Below are 15,299 nucleotides of genomic sequence, written 5' to 3'. Positions count from 1 at the left end.
AGACACGGAGAAAGTCATGCGTATCCTGGTGGTTGACGATAACAACACCAACCTCAAGCTGCTCACCCGGCTCGTTGCAAAGCTCGACAATTGCGAGGCACTGCCGTTCGATAGCCCGGACGCCGTGCTCTCCGCGCTGCCGGAACTGGATTTCGATGTTGCAATCATCGATTTCCGCTTGCCGGTCTATAATGGCGTCGAGCTCTACACCGAAATTGCGCGCTTTGAGAAATACGCAGACACGCCCGTCATTTTCGTCACCGCAGACACGGACATGACCACCCGTATGGAGGCTCTCAACGCAGGTGCGATCGACTTCCTGACGAAGCCGGTTAATCCGGTTGAGTTTCAGACACGTGTGCAAAATATTGTCAGCCTGACAGAGGCACGTCGTAAGCTGGCCGACCAGTCGGAATGGTTGCGGCGCGAAGTTGATAAGGCCATTTACCAGCTTCGCGAACGTGAGCAGGAGATCATTCACCGATTGACACTCGCTGCCGGTTACAAGGATCCCGGTATGGCGCGTCATACGATGCGCGTTGCTGCCTATTCGGAAGCGATCGCTCGCGAGCTCGGTTTGCCTGAAATTCTATGCACGGATATCCGTCTGGCCGCCCCCATGCATGACATCGGCAAGGTCGCAGTACCGGACACCGTGCTGCTCAAACAGGGCAAGTTGACGGAAGCGGAATATCGCCAGATGCAGACCCACTCGCAGATCGGTGGAGACATTCTTGCGCGTTCCCATAACTCTCTGCTTGAACTGGCCTCCGAAATTGCCGCCACTCACCATGAGCGTTGGGATGGGCAGGGATATCCCAACAGGCTCGCCGGGTCTGACATACCTTTGGTTGGCCGCATCGTGAGTATTGCCGATAGTTTCGACGCTTTGACCACAGAGCGCCCCTATAAGTCGGCATGGTCCTTTGAGCGCACGGTCGCACATATTATCGGACGAGGCGGTTCGCAGTTCGATCCGGATTGTGTTGCCGCATTTCAGCGGGCACTTCCGCGTTTCCAGGACATTATGGAAGAGGATCGTCAGGAGCGATTGCGTGAAATGGCAGCCGGCGAAGCCCGGATTGCCACCGAAAAAGTCGCCTGATCTGCCTTCGGCAGTTTGCCTCTGGGAAATGACATGGTATCGACGGCGGCTGAACACCGCGTCTGGAGCCGTCCACCATGAAAAGCCTGAAGATTCGCCGCCCCGATGATTGGCATCTGCATTTGCGCGATGGTGCCATGCTTGAAGGGGTCGTGGGCGATACCAGTCGCGATTTCGCCCGCGCGATCATCATGCCCAATCTTGTGCCGCCGGTGGTGACAACAGCCGATGCCATCGCCTATCGCGATCGCATCCTGAAGGCCACGCCGAGCGGTGACAGCTTCACGCCGTTGATGACGCTTTATCTGACAGAGCAGACTGATCCCGACGACGTTGAAAAGGGCAAGGCGAGCGGTCTCGTTACTGCCGTCAAGCTCTATCCCGCGGGTGCGACGACCAATTCCCACGGCGGCGTCAGAGACATCGAAAAGGCCATGCCAGTTCTGGAGCGTATGGCGAAGATCGGTCTTCCGCTGTGCGTCCATGGAGAGGTCACGACGCCCGAGATCGACATTTTCGACCGTGAGGCGGTATTCATCGAAACCGTTCTGGATCCTCTCCGCCGGCGCTTGCCGGAACTGAAAGTGACCATGGAACATGTAACCACCGCCGATGGTGTGGATTACATAAGCTCCGCGAGTGGCAACCTTGCCGGTACCATCACCACCCATCACCTCATCATCAACCGCAACGCAATCCTGGTTGGCGGCATCAAGCCGCATTACTACTGCCTGCCAGTCGCCAAGCGCGAGAACCACCGTCTGGCGCTGCGCAAAGCGGCAACATCTGGCGATGTGCGTTTCTTCCTCGGGACAGACTCAGCACCTCATGTCGATCCACTCAAGGAATGTGCCTGCGGTTGCGCCGGCATCTACACTTCGATCAACACGATGAGCTGCCTGGCGCATGTGTTCGAGCAGGAATCGGCACTCGACAAGCTCGAGGCCTTTGCCTCTCTCAACGGTCCGGCCTGGTATGGCTTGCCCGCCAACGAAGAGATGATATCGCTGGTGAAAGGTGACGAACCGGTTTCCTTTCCTGCCAGGATTGAAACTGGAGACGGCACAGTGACAGTGTTCGACCCCATGTTTCCGCTTCATTGGCAGGTCCAGCGCTAAAACCGTAACTTCCTGAAAAGCAGCACCCAGTCTGGTAACGTCCGCCAAGATGGTGTGGATGCTTGTTGTGTTTTGCTTTTTGCTGGCTTGCACCGGTGAACTGCGTTTGCGTCGCTTCGCGATTGTCCGCCAGCGGCACCTTTAAAAAATGACGTATGGCACGCGATGATGCGCCTTGGTGTCCGGATCTCAAAATAGAGGCCGGAAACGGAAGGCGCAACCTTGTAGGGATGTCTGATGCACCCCGCTCTCGCCCGTTTCACGGCACGCTTGTAGCGGCCGCGAAGGTCGCTGCCCTTGGGCTCCTTTTGGATAAATCCAATTCAAAAACCTGCCCGCTCTCGACTATTTTCAATGGCCTGCAGCCCCAATTCTGGGGATCTCCAAGCCTATGATTTCACATGAAAAAACAGAGAATCGTCTCGTCGTGATTCACTGCGGAGGAGGGTGTGTCGTAGCTGCTTCGTAAGTATTAAATAGATCAATATAATTAAAAATATATTAAATCTTAATACAAAATAAAATTGCGGAAATTTACCATGGTTTATGTTTTGTTAATAAGCTATTGTGCAAAGGAAGAAATCTGTGGATAACCAAAAAATAGAGGAAATTACCTCGAGTATATTTTTTGGAGTTCCTGAAAATGAGTCGAATAGTTAATTTTTGCGTCGAAAGACAATTTATAAAAAGTGTTGTTGTCAAAAAAGTCGCCGTTATACTCTTGTCGACGGCTTTCGTGACAGTAGTCTCAGCCGTTCAACCTGCTTTCATCGATAGTTCCGCCTACGCGGCGCAAAACAGCAAGAAGCAGACCGGTGCGGGTCAGCAGGGTCACGGCAACACTCCCCAGCAGGGTAGTTCGAAGAACACCGAAGAGAAGAAGAGCGGTCCAGGCTCATCCGGCCCTGGCCAAGGAGATCACGGCAGCAAGCCCGGCCGGGGCAAGTCGCATGACGAAGGTTCGAAGAGCGGTCAGCCAGGCGAGGGGCACAAGAACGATAAAGGCAAGGGCGACAAGGGCGGCAGTCACAAGTCTGACAAAGGCAAGTTCGGCGGCCACAAGGACGCAAAGTCAGGTCACCACAAAGGCGGAAAGACGCACGAGAAGTGGTCTGGCTCGAAAGACAAGAAGACAGGCGGCAAGCACCATGGCTCCAAGCACCAAGCTGGGAAAGACAAGAAGCATGGCCCTAAATTCGGTCACGACAAGCATGGTTCGAAGCACGACAAAAAGAAGCATGGTCGCAAGGACGGTCACAAGGGCGGCAAGTGGGACCACAAGCATCACGGCAAGCATCATGGGCACAAGCCGCATAAGCCCACCGATCCGGTGACGCCGACCACACCGACCACACCGACCACACCATCCACGCCTTCCACGCCGACTAAGCCATCAAAGCCGGTGCCGTCTGTCTTGGGTGACCTCAACCAGCGTGATCACAACAATGACAACTGCGGCACATTGGTCGAAATCCTGAGGGGAGCGGTCTGCAGCGTCGGTGCATGACGAAGAAATTCTAGGGGAAGATAGGCCCAGCATGGGCCTACCATCTCGGGGGGGCGAGGCGTCGCGTTGGTCACTTGCAGGTATTGCGTATGTGACAATCAACGCGGCGCCTTGCGTTTTCAGTTTACATGCCGCCAGAGTTCATCAATTGCGGTAACAGGCCGGCAAGTCCGATCAGGATCAGATAGATTGCCACGACATAGTTTAACAGACGCGGAACTATCAGGATCAGAATACCGGCGACCAGAGCGATCAGCGGCTGAATGGCGAGATAGGTTTGCATGCAAAGTCTCCTCAGGCTGGATTGATGGGGGAGCCGGGAAGGGTCGGTTCAGCGGACCGGACCTTTTCGAAGGCAGCACGCAACTCGGTTTCCTTCGATGTGTCGAGATTGGTTCGGATGATGCGGCCGCCATGCGCTGACAGCTTGTCGATCACTTTGTCGGATGCTGCCCGATCCGCAAGGATGAACAGGGCGGCCTGTCCAGGCTGCAGCACTCCAGCCACCTCCTTCATGAAATCGTCCTTGATGCCGTAATCGGTCATGGCGCCCGCCAAGGCGCCAGCACCGGCGCCCGCTGCGACACCAATCAACGGGTTAAAGAACAGGATGCCGGCAAGAAGTCCCCAGAACGCCCCGCCGGACGCACCAATGCTCCACATGGACACCATCTGGTGCAGCTTGATCTCGCCCTTATCGTCGGCTTCCGCGACAACCGCATCTTTGATGTCGACAAGATATTCTTTCGCCAGACCGTAAAGGGTCTTGCGGGCCTCCTCGGCCTTTTGGTCATTGGGGTAACCGATAACAATAAGTTCGGACATGGCCGTCTCCATTTCGGTATGTTTTAGGATAGGGGAACTTGATACTGATGTGGTTGGTTCCGCCGTACGGTAAAAGAGCCTCAATATTAATTCTTGTTCATATGGTATGCGAACATTTGCGCACTGCGGCAGGGTGCGCTCCGACGCTGGCCAGTTTCCTCAGTTACTGCTATTGCGCAGGAAAGCAGGAACGAAGCCACAGGAGCGATGCGATGATCCAGACCACTTTTTCCGAGCCCACCGTCATGGCAGAACTGATGGCAAAGATGCTGTGGGAAATCGGGGCGGTGCATTTCGCTGCCGACAAGCCCTATAAGCTGGCCTCCGGCATGGCGAGCCCGGTCTATATCGATTGCCGCAAACTGATTTCCTATCCCCGCATTCGCTCAGCCATCATGGATTTCGCCGCTGCCAAGGTCATGCGCGATGCCGGTTTTGAAAAATTCGATGTGGTCGCCGGTGGCGAAACGGCGGGAATTCCCTTTGCAGCCTTTCTTGCTGAACGTCTCGGCCTGCCGATGATCTACGTGCGCAAAGCGCCCAAGGGTCACGGTCGCAATGCCCAGATTGAAGGCCAAATGCCTGAAGGCGCGCGCGTCCTGGTGATTGAGGATCTGACAACAGCCGGTGGCAGCATGTTCAAGTTCATCGATGCGATCCGGGCAGCCGGTGGCATTGTCGATCATGGCATTGCACTCTTCTACTACGGCATATTTCCCGAAGCCGAGGCACGCTTTGAAGGCGGCAAGGTCACGCTTCATCATATTGCCACCTGGCGGAATGTCTTGGCCGTTGCCCGCGACCAGGAGCTGTTTGACGCCGGAACCTTGGCTGAGGTTGAGGCTTTTCTTGATGCGCCTTTGGCGTGGTCCGGGCGAAACGGCGGCGTCGCGGAACTCGCTTTGTAAGGGTGGAATTCCTGCGCCGCTTGGTTTAAATCGATTGAAAGCGCGATAGTCTTTTGGCTGTCGTCAGAAAACTGGGAGGCCTAAATGATCCTGAGCTGTGGCGAAGCCCTTATCGACATGCTGCCGCGTGAGACAACCAAAGGTGAGGCGGGTTTTGCGCCTTACGCAGGTGGTGCCGTGTTCAATACCGCGATTGCTCTTGGACGACTGGGCATCCCCTCTGGTTTCTTCTGCGGTCTGTCGGACGATATGATGGGAGATATCCTGCGCAAGTCGCTGACAGAAAGCGGCGTCGATCACAGCTACTGTGCCACGTCATCGCGCCCGACCACAATCGCCTTCGTCAAACTCGTCGACGGACAGGCAACCTATGCATTCTATGATGAGAACACGGCGCTGCGCATGATCACTGAGAACGATCTTCCTGCGCTGGGAGACGACTGCGAAGCCTTGCATTTCGGTGCGATCAGTCTCATTCCCGAGCCGTGCGGCTCAACCTATGAGGCGTTGATGGCACGCGAGCACAAAAAGCGCGTGATCTCGCTCGATCCCAACATCCGCCCAGGCTTTATCAAGGACAAGGTGGCCCACATGGCCCGCATCAAGCGCATGAGCGCCATGTCCGATATCGTCAAATTCTCGGATGAGGATCTGGACTGGTTCGAGATGGAAGGCGACGTCGAGACGCTCGCGGCCTACTGGCTAAAGGCTGGTGCCAAGCTTGTAATCATCACGCGCGGTGCCGATGGCGCAACCGGCTATACGGAGCGCTTTAGCACGACGGTGAAGAGCGAACGCGTCGAGGTCGTGGATACCGTTGGGGCAGGAGACACTTTCGATGCCGGCATCCTGGCGTCCTTCAAGCTTCAGGGGCTTCTCACCAAGGAAAAAATTGCGACGCTTGATGAAGATGCCGTCCGCAAGGCGTTTGCCTTCGGTGCCAAGATCGCTGCCGTTACCGTATCGCGCGCCGGTGCCAATCCACCATGGGCGTCAGAAGTCGGTCTTTGAAACGGATCGTAACAGCCCCGATCACTGCCTTGTAGACAACAAGCGTCACCTCATGTGAGGAGACGCTTGCTGGGGCATCTTATCTCAGGTTTTCGCTCCGAGCAGTGCCTTAACAAGTCCGGCTGTCGAGCTGTCATGTCCGTCAGTATTCTGCTTACCCTCAACAACCGGTAACAGCCCTGTCGCCAGTTCCTTGCCCAATTCGACGCCCCACTGGTCGAATGAGTTTATGTTGAACAGCACGCCCTCAACGAAAACACGGTGCTCATAAAGTGCGATCAGTCGACCGAGCGCAAAAGGTGTGAGCTTGTCGTAGACGAATGTGATCGAAGGGCGGTTGCCTTCGAAGACGCGATGCGGCGCGATGTGGTCGGCCTTTGCTTCGGCCATGCCCTTGTCGGTCAATTGTGCCTTGGCCTCTTCAAGCGTACGGCCCTTCATCAGCGCCTGCGATTGCGCCAGGCAATTGGACATCAGCAATTCATGTTGGTGGCGCAATTCGGGCTCGAAACCGTTTGCGGCGATCATGAACTCTGCCGGAATGATATCCGTGCCCTGATGGATCAACTGATAGAATGCATGCTGTCCATTTGTGCCCGGCTCGCCCCAGACCACAGGTCCGGTGGGGCCATCGACCGGCTTGCTGTCAATCGTCACGCTCTTGCCGTTCGATTCCATATCGAGTTGCTGAAGATAGGCCGGAAAACGGGACAAGCGCTGATCGTAAGGCAGGATCGCACGCGTCGGATAGTCAAGCACGACACGGTGATAATAGCCGAGAAGTCCGAGCAGCATCGGCAGGTTTTCGCGCACGGGAGTTTCGACGAAATGCCGGTCCATCGCATGCGCTCCTTCGAGGAAGGAAACGAAGTTTTCAGGCCCGACTGCGAGCATCAGGGGCAGACCTATTGCCGACCAGATTGAATATCGACCGCCCACCCAATCCCAGAAACCGAACACGCGCTCGGAGGCAATACCGAAGGCTGCAACCTTCTCAAGCGCCGTTGAAACGGCGGCAAAATGTGCACCGACCGCGTCTTCTCCCAACGCATCGGCGATAAAGCCACGGGCGGCCTGCGCATTGGTCATGGTTTCGATGGTGGTGAAGGTCTTGGAAGCCACGATAAAGAGTGTTGTTTCAGCATCGAGCAGCTTCAGAGTGTCTGCAATATGAGCGCCATCGATATTGGAGACGAAATGCAGGCGTGGCCCGTCGTGGAAAGGTGCAAGCGCCAGCGTGGCCATGGCCGGCCCCAGGTCCGAGCCGCCAATGCCGATATTCACCACATCGGTGACTTTCTTGCCAGTGGCGCCTTTCAGCGTGCCGCTGCGAATGCCCTTGGCAAAAGTGGTCATCGCCGCAAGCACGGCGTTGACGTCCGGCATCACGTCTTTGCCGTCCACGAATACGGGCGTATTGGACCGATTTCGAAGAGCCGTATGCAGAACGGCACGGTCTTCGGTAAAGTTGATGGCGTCACCGGCAAACATCCGGTCGCGTTTTTCTACAACGCCGCCATTGGCCGCAAGCTTTTCAAGCAGCGCCATGATGTCGTCATTCACGGCGCATTTCGAATAATCCATCAGCAGATCATCGAAACGCACGCTGAAGCGCGAAAATCGCTTGCTATCCGAGTTGAATGCAGCACGGATATCCGTGGCCGCACTCGTATGAACAGTGGATTTTAGCTCTTTGGCGACCGGGTTCATGCGAAGCCCTCCGGGTTTGAAAACGGTTGGGCTAACTATTCTCTTTGATTGTGGCAAATCAAGCCGATGCCGCAAAAAAGGAAATGTGCACCAATGTATCCCTCCTAGCCGCGCAGGTCCTTTCGAAGGATCTTGCCGACATTGGTCTTTGGCAACTCATCCCGGAATTCAATATGCCTTGGGCGTTTGTAATTGGTGAGATGAACTGCACAATGGGCCTTGATCTCGGCTTCTGTAATCGCCTGGTCTTTTTTAACAACGAAAAGTTTGACAGCCTCGCCGGAATGCTCGTCCGGCACGCCGACTGCTGCGCATTCAAGGACGCCGGGATGCATGGCCACGACCTCTTCGATCTCGTTCGGATACACGTTGAAACCCGACACCAAGATCATATCCTTCTTTCGATCGACGATCGTGACATAGCCGCGCTCATCCATAAGGCCCATATCGCCCGACCGGAAGAAGCCGTCATCGCTCATCACGCGGGCTGTTTCTTCAGGTTTCTGCCAATATCCGGCCATTACCTGCGGGCCGCGGATGCAGATTTCACCGATTTCGCCAATGGGCAGCGTTTCTCCTGCTTCACCGCGGATCTCGATGTCGGTGGATGGCAGAGGCAGGCCTATCGTACCTGAGAACTCCTTGCTGTCGAGCCGGTTGACGGTTGCAACCGGTGACGTTTCAGACAATCCGTATCCTTCGGTGATGACACAGCCGGTCTTTTCGAACCAGCGATCAGCAACGGGGCGCTGCACAGCCATGCCGCCGCCAAGCACCAGAAGCATCGAGGAGAAGTCGATGTCGTCGAAGGCTTTATTGTTCATCAGCGCGTTGAAAAGCGTGTTCAGTCCGGGAAACACATGAGCCTTGTGCTGTTTCAATTCGGTAATGAAACCGGGAATGTCGCGCGGATTGGCGATCAGAATGTTATGGGCACCAAGGAGTACGCCCATGAGCGAGTTCACCGTCAAGGCAAAGATGTGATAGAGCGGCAATGCGCAGACAAATGTCAGCACTTCCGGTCTCTGCCGTCTGGTGAATACTTCTTCAAGCCAGATCTTGATCTGCAGGGCGTTTGAAATCAGGTTCCCATGCGTCAGGGCTGCCCCTTTGGAGACGCCTGTGGTGCCACCGGTATATTGAAGAAAGGCCACATCGTCGGCTTGGATAGGCACGCGGTTGAGAGAGCCCTTGCTACCCTTCTCAAGCGCTTGGTTAAAGCTGATATGGCCCGGAATTGACCATTTCGGCACCAGCTTTTTCACATGCCGCACGACCAAGTTGACAATAAGCCCTTTCAGGCCAAGCATGTCGCCCATGGTGGCAACGACCACATGTTTCACGGAGGTTTCTGCGACGACCTGTTGGACGGTATAGGCAAAATTTTCCAGAACGAAAATTGCCGTCGCACCGGAATCGATCAACTGGTGCTTGAGTTCGCGAGGCGTATAGAGCGGATTGACGTTGACGACGATCAGCCCCGCGCGAAGGATGCCGTAGACGATCACCGGGTTTTGCAGAATATTGGGCAGCATGACCGCAACGCGGTCGCCCTTTTCAAGCCCCAGTGCCTGCAGCCAGGCACCGATATGGGCTGACTTTTCTTCCATTTCCTGAAAGGTCAGGTCTTTTCCCATGCTGGAAAAGGCAATGCGCTCAGCATTGATGCGGCAGCCTTCTTCAAAGAATTCTCTGAGCGAAGCATGGGGCAGGGGAGGAATTTCGGGTGCCACGCTCTTGGGATAAGAGGACAGCCAAATTTTCTCTTCGGCACGGCCACTCGGTCGGTTCGACAAGTCAGTCATGAAATTCCTCCACGCTTGGTGTGCCGGCAATCCTGTTCCTCGTCGAGGGACAGTGAAAGCTCCTCCCGGTCAACCCCAGATTATGCCTTTGGTTCGTAGGTTCAACATATTACGTCCAATTTTTACCTTAACGTAAACGTAATGCAATTATTCATCGGCATATCCGGCTGTCAAGGCACCAACTTTTAACGCTACGTTCATTGCCCTTGCCGAGACATAATTGCTGATTTAATTGAACTGGGAGGATAGGGGCCGCGGTATTGCCGCAAACAACTTGATTGCGAGGTAATGGATGTCGGGAAAACCGGTACTGGTAGTCGGCGGAGCAGGTTATATTGGCTCCCACACCTGCCTCCAATTGTCGACCAGAGGCTATCTCCCGATTGTCTATGACAACCTCTCCAACGGCCATGGTGAGTTCGTCCGGTGGGGTCCGTTGGAAGAGGGCGATATTCGGGATCGCGCTCGTCTGGATGAAGTGATTGCAAGATACAAGCCGGAAGCGATCATGCATTTCGCTGCGCTGATCGAGGTGGGCGAGTCGGTAAAGGAACCTGTTTCCTTCTACGAGAACAATGTCATCGGGTCGCTGACGCTATTGTCCGCCGCACAGGCTGCGGGGATCAAGGCGTTTGTTTTCTCTTCGACCTGTGCCACTTATGGGGTGCCCGAGCGCATGCCGCTCGACGAAAACCATGCTCAGGCGCCAATCAATCCATACGGCAAGACCAAATGGATCATCGAGCAGGCGCTCAAGGATTATGATCTCTACACCGGCTTTCGCTCGGTCATCCTCCGATATTTCAACGCCGCAGGCGCCGATTTTGACGGTCGCATCGGTGAGTGGCACACACCGGAAACCCATGCGATTCCCTTGGCTATAGATGCCGCCCTTGGCAGGCGCGATGGCTTCAAGATCTTCGGCACTGACTACGACACGCGTGATGGCACATGCGTGCGCGATTACATTCACGTGATGGATCTAGCCGATGCGCATGTGAGGGCCGTCGACTATCTGCTGGACGGAGGCGATTCGGTCGCACTCAATCTCGGCACTGGCACAGGTACGACAGTCAAGGAACTGCTCGACACGATTGGCGAAGTCTCAGGCAAACCGTTTCCGGTCGCCTATGCCGATCGTCGCCCCGGCGATTCCCCCGCCTTGGTCGCGGATAACGAGAAGGCACGAGAGATTCTTGGTTGGTCTCCGCAGCGAACTCTCGAAGAGATCATCCAGACAGCCTGGGCCTGGCATTCCAAATCCAATTTCCCCATCTGACCCTCAACCTAAATCCGTTTTTCAAGGCGCGCTGAGACTTGGTTTCAGCACGCCAATGTTATAGAGAGCGCCCATCTGGTCGCTTTTGTTTGCCTTGGCTTGCAAAACACTCGGGTTTGAAACGCGACGGATGGCGCGGACACTCTCGGCCGGAGCGAGCTTGCAGTGATTTTGGCATCGAACTGGATTTGGCAATGCGTATAGCGATTATCGGCACCGGCTATGTGGGCCTCGTTTCGGGCGTCTGCTTCTCGGAACTGGGACATCACGTCGTTTGCATCGACAAGGTCGAGGACAAGATCAAAAGTCTGAACGCCGGTGAAGTGCCGATTTTCGAGCCGGGTCTCGATGCCATGATCGCCAGCAATGTCGATGCGGGCCGCCTGTCGTTCACCACCGACCTGGCGCAGCCGGTCGCTGATGCCGATGTCGTTTTCATTGCAGTGGGCACACCATCGCGCAAAAGCGATGGTCATGCCGATCTGAGCTATGTTTTTGCGGCTGCGCGTGAGATCGCAAATGCTGCTCGCGGCTTCACCGTTGTTGTCACCAAGTCCACGGTTCCTGTCGGCACCGGCGACGAACTGGAACGGGTGATAGCTGAAGCCAATCCAGATGCCGATATCGCTGTTGTCTCCAATCCGGAGTTCCTGCGCGAGGGCGCTGCCATCGACGACTTCATGGAGCCTGACCGCGTCGTCATCGGCATGAATGACGAACGTGCGCGCCCGTTGATGCTGGAGATCTACAAGCCGCTGGACGCCGCCCGGCACCCGGTGCTTGTGACCTCGCGCCGCACAGCCGAACTCACCAAATATGCTGCAAACGCGTTTCTGGCGCTGAAACTCGCCTATATCAACGAAATCGCGGATCTGTGCGAGCAGGTCGGTGCCAATGTGCAGGATGTGTCTCGCGGCATGGGCCTGGACAGCCGCATCGGCCAGAAGTTTCTCAATGCAGGCCCGGGCTATGGCGGTTCCTGCTTTCCGAAAGACACACTGGCGCTGGTCAAGACCGCCCAGGACCACATGGCTCCGATCCGCTTGATCGAGACGATCGTCGGCATCAATGAGACCCGCAAGCGCGCAATGGCCCGCAAGGTGGAACTCGCCGTAGGTGGCGACCTGCGTGGCAAGATCGTCGGCATTCTTGGTCTTACCTTCAAGCCAGACACTGACGACATCAGAGAATCTCCGGCGCTCGCCATCATCCAGGCTTTGCTGGACAAGGGCGCGCGTCTGAAAGCCTATGATCCCGAAGGCATGCCGCAGGCTCGGACATTACTGCCAGACCTCGATTACCGCGAAAGCGTAGACGCGGTTTCAGAAGGCGCCGATGCCCTGGTGATCATCACCGAGTGGCAACATTTCAGGAATCTGGATTTCGCAGCTCTCAAGCAGCGCATGAACGCGCCGGTGCTCGTGGATCTTCGCAACGTCTACAATGCCAAAGATATTGAAGCCCAAGGCTTTGCCTATTACAGCGTAGGCCGCGCAGATTGAGCGCGCATGTGGCCAATCGGGTGCCGGATGCTGATACTGCCAGTGATTGAAAAGGATATACCGTGAGCAAGACTGCACTTATTACCGGTGTCACCGGACAGGACGGTGCCTATCTGGCAGAATTGCTGTTGGACAAGGGCTATACCGTGCACGGTATCAAGCGCCGCTCATCTTCCTTCAACACCGGGCGCATCGAGCATATTTATCAGGACCCGCACGAGAAGAACCAGCGCTTCAAGCTTCATTATGGCGATTTGACGGACTCCACCAATCTCATCCGCATCGTCCAGGAATGCCAGCCGGACGAGATCTATAATCTCGCCGCGCAGTCGCATGTCGCGGTGTCCTTTGAGACCCCGGAATATACAGCCAACTCCGATGCGATCGGCGCATTGCGCCTGCTCGAAGCGATCCGCATTCTCAAGCTTGAGAAGAAGACACGATTCTATCAGGCCTCCACATCCGAACTCTACGGCCTTGTGCAGGAAGTGCCGCAGAGCGAGACGACACCTTTCTATCCGCGTAGTCCCTATGCTGCAGCCAAGCTCTATGCCTACTGGATCACGGTCAACTACCGCGAGGCCTATGGAATGCATGCCTCCAACGGCATTCTTTTCAATCATGAGAGCCCGCTGCGCGGTGAAACCTTTGTGACCCGTAAAATCACCCGTGCTGTCGCCGCCATCCAGCTTGGCAAGCAGGAAAAACTCTATCTCGGCAATCTCGATGCCAAGCGCGACTGGGGCCATGCGCGTGAATATGTTCGCGGCATGTGGATGATGACGCAGCAGGATGTCGCCGACGATTATGTGCTGGCCACCGGCGAAACAACTGAAGTTCGCCAATTTGTGCAATGGGCCTTCGAAGATGTGGGTATTCATCTGGAATGGCGCGGCGAGGGCATTGAGGAAAAAGGTTTCGACACGGCCACCGGCGAATGCAGGGTCGAGGTCGATCCACGCTACTTCCGTCCGACTGAAGTGGATCTCTTGATCGGCAATCCCGCCAAGGCGCAGCAGAAGCTCGGCTGGAAACATGAGACAAGTGTTCGCGATCTTTGCCGCGAGATGGTCACAGAAGATCTCAAGGTCATGCAGACCGCCACCGTGATGAAAGAAGCCTGATCATGTATGCACTGACCGGCAAGAAGGTTTGGGTGGCCGGTCATCGCGGCATGGTCGGTGCAGCAATCGTTCGCCGTCTGGCAACCGAAGGCTGTACAGTGTTGACCGCAACGCGGGCCGAACTGGATCTGACCCGTCAGGATGCCGTTGAAGCGTGGATGCAGAAAAACCGGCCTGACGCCGTATTTCTTGCGGCAGCCAAGGTTGGTGGCATCTTGGCCAACGACACCTATCCCGCCGATTTTCTCTACGACAACCTCATTCTTGAAGCCAATATTATCCAGGCGGCCCATAAGGTCGGCGTGGAAAAGCTGCTTTTCCTTGGATCGTCCTGCATTTACCCGAAATTTGCCGACCAGCCGATTACCGAGCATGCTCTTCTGACAGGTTCGCTGGAACCCACCAATGAATGGTATGCGATCGCCAAGATAGCAGGCATCAAACTTTGCCAGGCCTTTCGGCGCCAGCATGGCCGTGACTTCATTTCCGCCATGCCAACCAATCTCTATGGCCCCGGTGATAATTTCGATCTGAAATCCAGCCATGTCATGCCGGCGTTGATCCGCAAGGCTCATGACGCGAAGGCGGCAGGTGCCTCTGAGATCACGGTCTGGGGAACCGGCACCCCAAGGCGTGAATTCCTGCATGTCGATGACTGCGCGGATGCGCTGGTTCATCTCATGAAGACCTATTCCGACGACAGCCATGTCAATGTCGGGTCCGGCGAGGATATCACCATCCTCGACCTGACGAAGCTTGTTTGCGAAGTGGTAGGGTTCACGGGCAAAATCGTCCACGACCTGTCGAAGCCCGATGGCACGCCACGCAAGTTGATGAGTGCAGCGAAACTCCGATCCATGGGCTGGTCGCCAAAGATTGCGCTGAAGGACGGCGTTGCGAGCGCCTATGCATCATTCCTTGCAGGCGAATTCGCAGAGCGAAGTCAGGGTGCTGCCTGATTTAAAGCTGACCGGGCGTCTGGTGCGGCGCCGTGGACTCTTTCTCTCCCTCGAATTCCTTCACGATACCGAAAAAGCTTCGCATGAACCTTTCCATGATGCCGATGGAGCGGTCCACCTCTTCATCGCTGGGCAGGTCCTTGTTCGCGGAAGATCGACGGCTGTTCGCGCCAGGCTTGCCCGCCTCCAGAGCAGCCACGCGATCTTCCAGCATATCCAGCTGTTCCTCATAGGCGGCTCGCTCATCTGCCGCCATCCGGCAGATGAGGTTGCCGTCCTTTTCCTGGCATAATGACATGGCACCGGTGCGTGTATCCAGCCGCACCAGGCCGTTGTCGATGCGTTCAAGCGCAAAGCGGCCGTCCGCCGCGGTCTCCTCCGCAAATGAGGTCATCGGCAAAAGCAGCGTGGAAAAAACAATCGATGATAGGGCTCGCATGGAACGT

At 55.8% G+C, this 15,299-nt stretch carries 14 protein-coding genes; 9 read left to right on the top strand and 5 right to left on the bottom strand.

All coding sequences use genetic code 11. The features are described 5' to 3' along the window. Positions 1 to 16 precede the first annotated feature (16 nt). The 3 genes from ACWPM9_RS18360 to ACWPM9_RS18350 all read left to right on the top strand — a co-directional run bounded on the left by ACWPM9_RS18360 (position 17) and on the right by ACWPM9_RS18350 (position 3,730). Positions 17 to 1,105, top strand: coding sequence for a response regulator (locus ACWPM9_RS18360; protein WP_428186081.1), 1,089 nt, complete (start codon positions 17 to 19; stop codon positions 1,103 to 1,105). A gap of 77 nt (positions 1,106 to 1,182) precedes the next feature. Continuing rightward, positions 1,183 to 2,223, top strand: coding sequence for a dihydroorotase (gene pyrC, locus ACWPM9_RS18355; RefSeq protein WP_484756072.1), 1,041 nt, complete (start codon positions 1,183 to 1,185; stop codon positions 2,221 to 2,223). 628 nt (positions 2,224 to 2,851) lie between these two features. Next, positions 2,852 to 3,730, top strand: coding sequence for a hypothetical protein (locus tag ACWPM9_RS18350; RefSeq protein WP_484756071.1), 879 nt, complete (start codon positions 2,852 to 2,854; stop codon positions 3,728 to 3,730). A gap of 124 nt (positions 3,731 to 3,854) precedes the next feature. Here ACWPM9_RS18350 and ACWPM9_RS18345 read toward each other — a convergent pair whose 3' ends face one another. Then, positions 3,855 to 4,013 carry a DUF3096 domain-containing protein gene (locus ACWPM9_RS18345; RefSeq protein ID WP_428186078.1) on the bottom strand — a complete coding sequence of 53 codons (159 nt, stop codon included), beginning with the start codon at positions 4,011 to 4,013 and terminating at the stop codon, positions 3,855 to 3,857. A gap of 11 nt (positions 4,014 to 4,024) precedes the next feature. Continuing rightward, positions 4,025 to 4,555, bottom strand: coding sequence for a DUF1269 domain-containing protein (locus ACWPM9_RS18340; RefSeq protein WP_484756070.1), 531 nt, complete (start codon positions 4,553 to 4,555; stop codon positions 4,025 to 4,027). A 212-nt stretch (positions 4,556 to 4,767) separates the two neighbouring features. Here ACWPM9_RS18340 and ACWPM9_RS18335 point away from each other — a divergent pair, with 212 nt between their 5' ends. Both ACWPM9_RS18335 and ACWPM9_RS18330 read left to right on the top strand, forming a co-directional pair. Beyond that, complete coding sequence (locus ACWPM9_RS18335) at positions 4,768 to 5,463, top strand: orotate phosphoribosyltransferase (protein ID WP_484756069.1); 696 nt, start codon at positions 4,768 to 4,770, stop codon at positions 5,461 to 5,463. An 84-nt stretch (positions 5,464 to 5,547) separates the two neighbouring features. Beyond that, on the top strand, positions 5,548 to 6,474 hold the full coding sequence (locus ACWPM9_RS18330) for a carbohydrate kinase family protein (RefSeq protein WP_428186075.1): 927 nt from the start codon (positions 5,548 to 5,550) through the stop codon (positions 6,472 to 6,474). Positions 6,475 to 6,558: 84 nt separating this feature from the next. On the opposite strand, the gene pgi is transcribed toward ACWPM9_RS18330, so the two are convergent. Both pgi and ACWPM9_RS18320 read right to left on the bottom strand, forming a co-directional pair. Next, positions 6,559 to 8,184, bottom strand: coding sequence for a glucose-6-phosphate isomerase (pgi, locus tag ACWPM9_RS18325; protein WP_484756068.1), 1,626 nt, complete (start codon positions 8,182 to 8,184; stop codon positions 6,559 to 6,561). Positions 8,185 to 8,288: 104 nt separating this feature from the next. After that, positions 8,289 to 9,989: a long-chain-fatty-acid--CoA ligase gene (locus tag ACWPM9_RS18320; protein ID WP_484756067.1), complete on the bottom strand. Its 1,701-nt coding sequence runs from the start codon at positions 9,987 to 9,989 to the stop codon at positions 8,289 to 8,291. A 292-nt stretch (positions 9,990 to 10,281) separates the two neighbouring features. Between ACWPM9_RS18320 and galE the strand changes: the two genes are divergently transcribed. The 4 genes from galE (at position 10,282) to fcl (ending at position 14,853) form a co-directional block, all read left to right on the top strand. Then, entirely contained in the window at positions 10,282 to 11,268 is a 987-nt protein-coding gene (gene galE / locus ACWPM9_RS18315) for a UDP-glucose 4-epimerase GalE (RefSeq protein WP_428186072.1), read from the top strand. Positions 11,269 to 11,462: 194 nt separating this feature from the next. Beyond that, positions 11,463 to 12,770 carry a UDP-glucose dehydrogenase family protein gene (locus tag ACWPM9_RS18310; protein ID WP_484756066.1) on the top strand — a complete coding sequence of 436 codons (1,308 nt, stop codon included), beginning with the start codon at positions 11,463 to 11,465 and terminating at the stop codon, positions 12,768 to 12,770. A gap of 62 nt (positions 12,771 to 12,832) precedes the next feature. Beyond that, entirely contained in the window at positions 12,833 to 13,894 is a 1,062-nt protein-coding gene (gene gmd, locus ACWPM9_RS18305; protein ID WP_484756065.1) for a GDP-mannose 4,6-dehydratase, read from the top strand. A 2-nt stretch (positions 13,895 to 13,896) separates the two neighbouring features. Beyond that, complete coding sequence (gene fcl / locus ACWPM9_RS18300; protein WP_484756064.1) at positions 13,897 to 14,853, top strand: GDP-L-fucose synthase; 957 nt, start codon at positions 13,897 to 13,899, stop codon at positions 14,851 to 14,853. A 1-nt stretch (position 14,854) separates the two neighbouring features. On the opposite strand, the gene ACWPM9_RS18295 is transcribed toward fcl, so the two are convergent. After that, positions 14,855 to 15,292, bottom strand: coding sequence for a hypothetical protein (locus ACWPM9_RS18295; protein WP_428186068.1), 438 nt, complete (start codon positions 15,290 to 15,292; stop codon positions 14,855 to 14,857). Positions 15,293 to 15,299 lie beyond the last annotated feature (7 nt).

This window comes from Agrobacterium sp. H141 (assembly GCF_057158725.1).
This window is presented reverse-complemented; position numbering and strand designations above follow the sequence as displayed.

Excerpts from the sequence above, each read along its gene's own strand:
- ACWPM9_RS18335 (WP_484756069.1), top strand. The coding sequence starts at position 4,768 with ATGATCCAGACCACTTTTTCCGAGCCCACCGTCATGGCAGAACTGATG.
- ACWPM9_RS18360 (WP_428186081.1), top strand. The coding sequence starts at position 17 with ATGCGTATCCTGGTGGTTGACGATAACAACACCAACCTCAAGCTGCTC.
- galE (WP_428186072.1), top strand. The coding sequence starts at position 10,282 with ATGTCGGGAAAACCGGTACTGGTAGTCGGCGGAGCAGGTTATATTGGC.
- pgi (WP_484756068.1), bottom strand. The coding sequence starts at position 8,184 with ATGAACCCGGTCGCCAAAGAGCTAAAATCCACTGTTCATACGAGTGCG.
- ACWPM9_RS18340 (WP_484756070.1), bottom strand. The coding sequence starts at position 4,555 with ATGTCCGAACTTATTGTTATCGGTTACCCCAATGACCAAAAGGCCGAG.
- ACWPM9_RS18345 (WP_428186078.1), bottom strand. The coding sequence starts at position 4,013 with ATGCAAACCTATCTCGCCATTCAGCCGCTGATCGCTCTGGTCGCCGGT.
- ACWPM9_RS18320 (WP_484756067.1), bottom strand. The coding sequence starts at position 9,989 with ATGACTGACTTGTCGAACCGACCGAGTGGCCGTGCCGAAGAGAAAATT.
- ACWPM9_RS18295 (WP_428186068.1), bottom strand. The coding sequence starts at position 15,292 with ATGCGAGCCCTATCATCGATTGTTTTTTCCACGCTGCTTTTGCCGATG.
- pyrC (WP_484756072.1), top strand. The coding sequence starts at position 1,183 with ATGAAAAGCCTGAAGATTCGCCGCCCCGATGATTGGCATCTGCATTTG.
- fcl (WP_484756064.1), top strand. The coding sequence starts at position 13,897 with ATGTATGCACTGACCGGCAAGAAGGTTTGGGTGGCCGGTCATCGCGGC.
- ACWPM9_RS18310 (WP_484756066.1), top strand. The coding sequence starts at position 11,463 with ATGCGTATAGCGATTATCGGCACCGGCTATGTGGGCCTCGTTTCGGGC.
- ACWPM9_RS18330 (WP_428186075.1), top strand. The coding sequence starts at position 5,548 with ATGATCCTGAGCTGTGGCGAAGCCCTTATCGACATGCTGCCGCGTGAG.